This window comes from Kitasatospora sp. NPDC049285, assembly GCF_040678815.1.
Taxonomy (GTDB): domain Bacteria; phylum Actinomycetota; class Actinomycetes; order Streptomycetales; family Streptomycetaceae; genus Kitasatospora.
In genome coordinates this window covers 21,942-28,921 of sequence record NZ_JBFAQR010000079.1, presented here as the reverse complement: position 1 = coordinate 28,921, position 6,980 = coordinate 21,942, and the positions used below count along the sequence as shown (strand labels likewise).

4 protein-coding genes and 2 pseudogenes are annotated in these 6,980 nt (G+C 75.8%); 3 read left to right on the top strand and 3 right to left on the bottom strand.

Translation table 11 applies throughout. From position 1 onward, the window contains the following. Positions 1-360: pseudogene (locus AB0K51_RS31425) on the top strand (5,10-methylene tetrahydromethanopterin reductase); the annotation flags it as partial. A 34-nt stretch (positions 361-394) separates the two neighbouring features. Here the strand turns inward: AB0K51_RS31425 and AB0K51_RS31420 are convergent. From AB0K51_RS31420 to AB0K51_RS31410, 3 genes and pseudogenes are all read right to left on the bottom strand, one after another. Further along, positions 395-1,480: pseudogene (locus AB0K51_RS31420) on the bottom strand (metallophosphoesterase). A 311-nt stretch (positions 1,481-1,791) separates the two neighbouring features. Further along, positions 1,792-2,121: a hypothetical protein gene (locus tag AB0K51_RS31415; RefSeq protein ID WP_363461073.1), complete on the bottom strand. Its 330-nt coding sequence runs from the start codon at positions 2,119-2,121 to the stop codon at positions 1,792-1,794. A 20-nt stretch (positions 2,122-2,141) separates the two neighbouring features. Then, positions 2,142-3,797 carry a high frequency lysogenization protein HflD gene (locus AB0K51_RS31410; RefSeq protein WP_363461071.1) on the bottom strand — a complete coding sequence of 552 codons (1,656 nt, stop codon included), beginning with the start codon at positions 3,795-3,797 and terminating at the stop codon, positions 2,142-2,144. Between the two features lie 322 nt (positions 3,798-4,119). On the opposite strand from AB0K51_RS31410, the gene AB0K51_RS31405 reads away from it, so the two are divergent. Continuing rightward, entirely contained in the window at positions 4,120-5,565 is a 1,446-nt protein-coding gene (locus tag AB0K51_RS31405; protein ID WP_363461069.1) for a DUF4331 domain-containing protein, read from the top strand. 62 nt (positions 5,566-5,627) lie between these two features. Further along, the gene (locus AB0K51_RS31400; RefSeq protein WP_363461067.1) at positions 5,628-6,926 is read left to right on the top strand and encodes a hypothetical protein; all 1,299 of its coding nucleotides are present in this window, start codon (positions 5,628-5,630) and stop codon (positions 6,924-6,926) included. Positions 6,927-6,980: the final 54 nt, after the last annotated feature.

Here is a 6,980-nt window from a genome sequence, read left to right as displayed (position 1 = left end):
GGGCCGGGCGCCGCCCCCAGGGCGACGGGGGGGGCCGGGCCACAGGGCGCGCAGGCCCCCCGCCGGGCGCGCGGCGCCGGGGGGGGGGGGGGCGCGGACGCCGAGCACACCATCACCGCCTTCACCTTCCTGGGCGTCGGCGAGGCGGCGGCTCCGGCCCTGCGCGACGCCGTCGCCGGCCACGCGCAGTGGCTGGGCCGCGACGAGTCGGCGACCTTCGCGGCCGGCGGTACGGCGGCCGAGGCCGCGGCGGCGCTCCGCGCCCTCGGCGCCGCGGGCGCCCAGACCGTGGTGGTCCGGGTCTGCGGACCGGAACCGCTCGCCCAACTGCGCGAGGTCCTGGCGGCCCTCGGCCGCTGAGCCGGCCGGCCCGCCCCGGGTGACGCGCCGTCGGCTACGACGCTTCGGTCGGCGCGTCGCCCGCGCGCAGGGTGAGCAGGGTGATCTCGCTCGGTGCGAACACCCGGAACGGCGGGCCCCAGAAGCCGGTGCCGCGACTGGTGTAGAGCTGGGTGCGCTCCCCGTGCCGGCTCAGGCCGTGCACCACCGGCTGGTCCAGGCGGACCAGGAAGTTGAACGGCCAGATCTGGCCGCCGTGGGTGTGCCCGGAGACCTGGAGGTCGACGCCGGCCGCGGCGGCCTGCGGGACGAACTTCGGCTGGTGGGCGACGAGCAGCACCGGACGGTCGGGGTCCGCGCCCTCCAGCGCGCCGAGCAGGTTCGCGCGGTGACCGGCCAGGCCGGAGGACGCCGCAGTGACGTCGTCCACCCCGGCGAGCACCAGGGCGTCCCCGCCGCGCTCCACCACGACGTGCCGGTTGTGCAGCGGCTCCCAGCCCAGCTCCGCCATCCGGTCCAGCCAGCCCTGGGCCTCCCCGCCTTACTCGTGGTTCCCCGTCACGTAGACCCGGGCCAGCCGCGCGCGGACCGCCCCGAGCGGCGCGGACTGCTCCCGACGCTGGGCGGGGGTGCCGTCCGCGATGTCCCCGGCGTGCACCACGACGTCCGCGTCGAGCGCGTTGACCGCCTCGGTGACCCGGGCGGACCAGGCCGCCCGGTCGATCGGCCCGTAGTGGGTGTCGGCCAGCACCACGACCCGCGTGCCGTCGAGGCCTGCCCCGAGGCGCGGGACATGCACGTCCAGCCGCCGCACCCGGGGCACCCGCATCGCCTCGTAGTGTCCCCAGCCCAGCAATCCGGCCGACACCGCGGCGACGGCCAGGGCCACGAGCCGGGCCCGCCCGGCGCCGCCCACGTCGAGCCCGACCAGCACGAGGTCGACCAGGCCGCCCAGTACCGACCAGGTGAACAGCACCCACATCACGCCGAGCGAGGTGTCCGCGAGCCGCGCCGCCCGGTCGACCCGCCGCGGCCCGTGCCCCGCGACCATCAGCAGGGGGAAGCAGACCAGCCACGCGGCGAGGACCACCGTGCCGGCGACGGAGACCGGCCACGGCCAGCCGGCCGAGCCGAACAGCATCCACCAGGGCGGGAGGCACAGCAGCAGGAGGACGGCCACCAGCACGGCCACCCGCCGCCACCGCCCGCTTCCTCCCCTGCCCGAAATCCGCGCCCGCGGCCCGGGCACCGCCGCCCGGGACCCGTCCGGGTCCGTCCGGGCCAAGGATTCGCTGTCTGTCACGTCGCCGCCCCTCACGTCAGGTGCCGCCATCATCCGCCAAACGGCGGACCGCGAACGGCGGAGGGGGGACGGCCGAGGGGGACGGGGCCCGTGCTGCCGGCGGGGGAGACCATCCGATCGGCGCAACGGCGGTTCGGAGCGGGTCGGGATCAGCGCGGTTCGAGGTGGGCGGGGTCGCCGCCGAGCCGGGTGTAGAGCTGCTGCCAGGCACGGTCCGCCGCCGTGGGCGGCTTCCCGTCGCAGTAGGGCGTGCGGCCGTTGGCGGTGTAGTAGCGCATCATCTCCAGCACCGCGGTGGTGTCGGCGCTCCGGCCGGCGGTGTACCGCTCGGCGGGTTCGCGGGTCTGGTGCGCGAGGCAGCTGGGTGACGGCGTGGCGGGCTGGGTGTCGAGGCTGCCGCGGCTCGGGCCGGCGCAGCCGGCCAGGAACAGGACGGGCAGCGCGGCGAGGACGAGGCACCGGGTGGGCGTCGTGCGCATGGGGTTCTCCCGACAGGTCGTCAGAGGGCGGACGGCAGGCTGCGCAGGACCATGCCCGCGCCGACGGCGAGCACCAGCAACGCGGTCAGCACGGCGCCGTACGCGCCGAGGTTCCGAAGGCGGGCGAGCGCCGGGCGGGCGGTGAGCGGTCCCAGCCGGTGGCCGAGGCCGACCAGCAGCAGGCCCGCTCCGGTGAGGGTCGCGGCCATGCCGACCCCGTAGCCGATCACCAGGGCCACGCCGAACAGGGTGCGGCCGAGGGCCACCGCACCGAGCAGCACCACCAGGGCGGAGGGGCTCGGCACCAGCCCGCCGGCGACCCCCAGGCCGATCAGCCTGCGACGGTCCGTTCCCGGGTCCCGCCCGTGGTGGTGGCCGAACAGTCCGTGGTGGTGCCCGTGGTCGTGCGCGTGGTCGTGGTCGTGCCCGTGCCCGTGCCCGTGCCCGTGCCCGTGCTCGTGGTGGTCGTGCCCATGCCCGTGCCCGTGCCCGTGGTGGTGGGTGGCGGGCGGGTCGGTGCGGCCGGTGGCCGTGCCGGCCAGGACGGGTTGCGGTTCGGGCTGTCGCTGCTCCGCGATCTCCGGTAGCTGCGCCGTGGCGGGGCCCCGGCGGCGTGACCGCACCGCGTCCCTCAGCAGCAGCGCGCCGACGAGGAGCACCAGGGCGCCGCTGAGGGCGCCGAGGCGGGCCAGCAGGCGGTCGCCGGCGAGTGCGGAGAACGTGGTCAGCAGCAGTCCGGTGACCAGGACGCCCGCGGTGTGCGTGACGGTGACGGTGGCGCCCACCGTGACGGCGTCGCGCGGGCGGCCCCGCTTCCCGGCGAGGTAGGCGGCCATGACGGTCTTGCCGTGGCCGGGCAGCAGGGCGTGGCCCGCGCCGAGGACGACCGAGAGCAGGACGGCGAGCAGACCCAGGGGCAGGGTCAGGTGCCGGGCGGTGCCGAGGGCGGCCAGCCGGGCGTCGAGCGCGGCCAGCCAGGCGTTCGCGCCGGTGGCGGTCGCACCCCAGGCGCGTGCGGCGGCTCCCGGACCTGCGCCGGGACGGGCGTGGAAGGCGGCGGTCGTGACGCCCGCGGGTGTGTCCAGCAAGTCCCGCGGGTAGTCGCGCAGTTCACGGCTGACGGACGCGGCCGGGACGTCGGAGCGGTCCACGGTGACGCCGTCACCCGCGGCGGTGATCTCGTTCCAGCCGACCCGCGACGGGTCCGCCCCGGTCTCGACGCGGAAGTCCGTGCCGTCCTGCGCGGGGTGCCGGTCGGTGTGCAGCCGGCATTCGAGGCGGCTGGTGCGCAGGCCCGCCGCGCCGTCCTGGTAGGTGAACGAGGCCGCGGTGACGGTCCACGGTGCGGGGTCGCCGCCGGCGGTGAGGCGGATCCGGTGGGCGGCATCCTCGCACTGACGGGTGGCGTGGGCGGCGCGTTCGCCGTCGTCGACGGTGCCGTCGCGGTCGGTGTCGGTGGCGTCCTGCGCCTGCAGGGTGGGGATCTCGGCCAGGTCGGTGACGGCGAGGGCGTCGACGCCCTCGGCGGCGACGGTGAGCCCGAGGTAGTGGTTGACCGAGAAGTTGCCGAGCGGGTGGGCCAGCGCGGCGGGGGCGGACAGCGCGGTCACGGCGAGGGCGGCGGCGAGGGCCGCGCCGGTTCGGGCGAGGGTGCGACGGGTTCGGCGGACTGCCACGCAAGGCCTCCGGGAGCGGAACGGCGGTGGGCGCGGGTGCCCCGTGCGGGCCGGCGGCGCGGCAGGGTTTCGGCGCTGGGCCCGCACACTGTCGCGGCCGGGCGATCACCGTGTCCACCGGCGCGGCCGGGCCACGCGGCCGGACGGGTGATCGAAGTGGGCCGTAAGGGTGGCCGGGCCCGACCGGCGCCCCGTCTGCGACGAACCGCGAACGACGGCGGAGGACAGTACGAGTCGGCCGACCGCCGGACGACACCCCCACCCACCGCATCCCGTACGGACACGGACCACCGTTCCGTGTCAAGGAAATCGGAGACTCCTGATGAGCCTTCTTGGCCGATCCGCCCGCCGCCGCCCGGCGGCCCGCGGGGCAGCGATCCTCACCGCCCTCGCCCTCGGCATGGCCGGCACCGCCCTGCTCGGCGCGGGCGCCGGCACCTCGTCGGCGTCCAGCCACCGCGAGGCCCCGCTGATCGCCGCCGACCCGCAGGTCGACAACACCGACGTGTACGCCTTCACCAGCCCGGACAACCCCGACACCGTCACGCTGATCGCCAACTGGCTGCCGTTCCAGGAGCCCAACGGCGGCCCGAACTTCTACCCCTGGGCGGACGGCGCGCACTACGACGTCAACATCGACTCCCAGGGCACCGGCCACCCGGACCTGACCTACCGGTGGACCTTCCACACCGAGGACCTCCGCGGCACCGACACCTTCCTCTACGACAACGGGCCGGTGAACAACCTCTCCGACCCGACCCTGCGCTTCCACCAGTACTACACGCTCCAGGAACTGCGGCCCGACTGCGAACCGGTCACCCTCGTCGAGCACGGCCAGGCCGCGCCGTCCGACACCGGCCGAGCCTCGATGCCCGACTACGGCCGGCTGCGCCAGCAGGCCACCGTCCAACTCCCGGGCGGCGGGCAGACCGTGGCCACCCAGGCCGCCGACCCGTTCTTCCTCGACCTGCGGGTCTTCGACCTGCTGTACGGCGGCAACCTCTCCGAGGTCGGCCAGAACACGCTGGCCGGATACAACGTCAACTCCGTTGCCCTGCAGATCCCCAAGACCCGCCTCGCCTACAAGGGCGACCCGAACCGCAACCCCGTCATCGGCATCTGGTCGAGCACCGAGAAGCAGACCCTGAAGCTCAGCCCCGGCAAAGCCGACCCGGCCGGCAAGTACGTGCAGGTCTCCCGCCTCGGCAACCCGCTGGTCAACGAGGTCGTCCTCCCGGCCGGGCTGAAGGACGCCTTCAACGCGCTGCCCCCGTCCGAGGACCACAACCAGCCCGCCGTCGTCGCCAAAGTCCTCGACCCCGAGGTGCCCAAGCTGGTCCAGGCGATCTACGGGCTGCCCGCGCCCGCCACGCCGCGCACCGACCTGCAGGAGATCTTCCTGACCGGCATCGCCAAGGCCGCGAACGGCCCGTTCGCCGTCGACCTGAACTCCCAGCTGATGAACCAGGACATCGACCCGAAGCGGTTCGTCCCCGCCGAGGAGCTGCGCCTCAACCTGACCACCCCGGTGACGCCGAACCCGGACCGCCTCGGCATCCTCAACGGCGACTTCCAGGGCTTCCCCAACGGCCGCCGCCTCACCGACGACGTCCTCGACATCGCGCTGCAGGTCGTCGAAGGCGCCACTCCGGGCCACCTGATCGCCGCACTCGCCGCCGGGGACAAGGTCGACACCACCGACAAGCCGTTCGGCGCGACCTTCCCCTACCTCGCCCTGCCCTACGACAAGGCCGTCAACCAGAAGTGACACCCCAGTGCGGCGGCCCGCCCCGGGGCCGCCGCCCGCTCCTCGCCCGAGGGAAACCCGCCGTGCGCCGCCTGCCCCTGCTGCTGACCGCCGCCGCCCTGTGCGCCGGCCTCGCCTACGCCGGCACCCTCACCGGCCGGCCGACGCCCGCCCGCGTGCCCACCGCACCGCACGCCGCACCGCCCGCGAGGTCCACCCTGAGCGCGGCGATCGACGCCGACCAGCGGCACCTGCGCTCCCGCCCGGAGGACGCCCCGGTCTGGGCGAGGCTCGGCGGCGAGTACGTCGAGCAGGCCCGGCTGACCGCGGACGCCTCGTACTACCCGAAGGCCGACGAAGCGCTGCACCGCTCGCTCACCCTCGCCCCCACGGACAACACCGACGCACTCACCGGCCTCGGCGCGCTCGCCAACGCCCGCCACCGCTTCGCCGACGCCGCCGACTACGCCCAGCGGGCCCTCACCGCCGCGCCGCTGCACTGGCCGGCCTGGGCCGTCCTCACCGACGCCCGCACCCAGCTCGGCGACGACACCGGCGCCACCGAAGCCGCCCAGCACCTCCTCGACCTCCACCCGGGCACCGCGTCCTTCACCCGCGCCGCCTACGACCTGGAGCAGCGCGGCCGCCCCGAGGACGCCCAGAACGCCCTGCGCCAGGCCCTCGCCGGCGCCTACGACCCCGCTGACCAGGCGTTCTGCCGGTACCAGATCGCCGAACTCGACCGGAACGCCGGCCGCCCGGCCGACGCCCTCGACGGCTACCGGCGCGCCCTGGCCGCCGACCCGGCGTACACCGCCGCCCTGGCCGGCCAGGCCCGCGCCGAAGCGGCGCTAGGCCGCACCGACGACGCCCTCGCGCACTACGCACAGGCCACGGCCAAGGTGCCCCTGCCCCAGTACCTCCTCGAACTCGGCGAACTCCAGGAGTCCCTCGGTCACCGCGAGCAGGCCCAGGAGCAGTACCGGCTGCTGCGCGCCGAGTCCGACCTGGCCGCCGCGAGCGGCGTCGTCGACGACCTGACCCTCGGTCAGTTCGAGGCCGACCACGGCGACCCCGCCGCGGCCGTCCGGCTGCTCCGGGCCGAATGGGACCGCCGCCACAACGTCCTGGTCGCCGACGCCCTCGCCTGGGCCCTGCACCGCACCGGCGCCGACCACGAGGCACTCGGCTACACCGACCTGGCGCTGGCCCACGGCTGGCACAACGCCCTGTTCCTCTACCACCGCGGCGCGATCGAACAAGCCCTCGGCCGCACCGCCGACGCCCGCACGCACCTGTCCCAAGCCCTCGCCACCGACCCGCAGTTCAACCCGCTCCAGGCCCCGGCGGCGCGCACCGCCCTCGCCGCGCGGACGCCCTGAGCGCCACCGGAACGAACCCGGCCGGTCACGGCCCGGGGGCGTGCCGGGCCGATC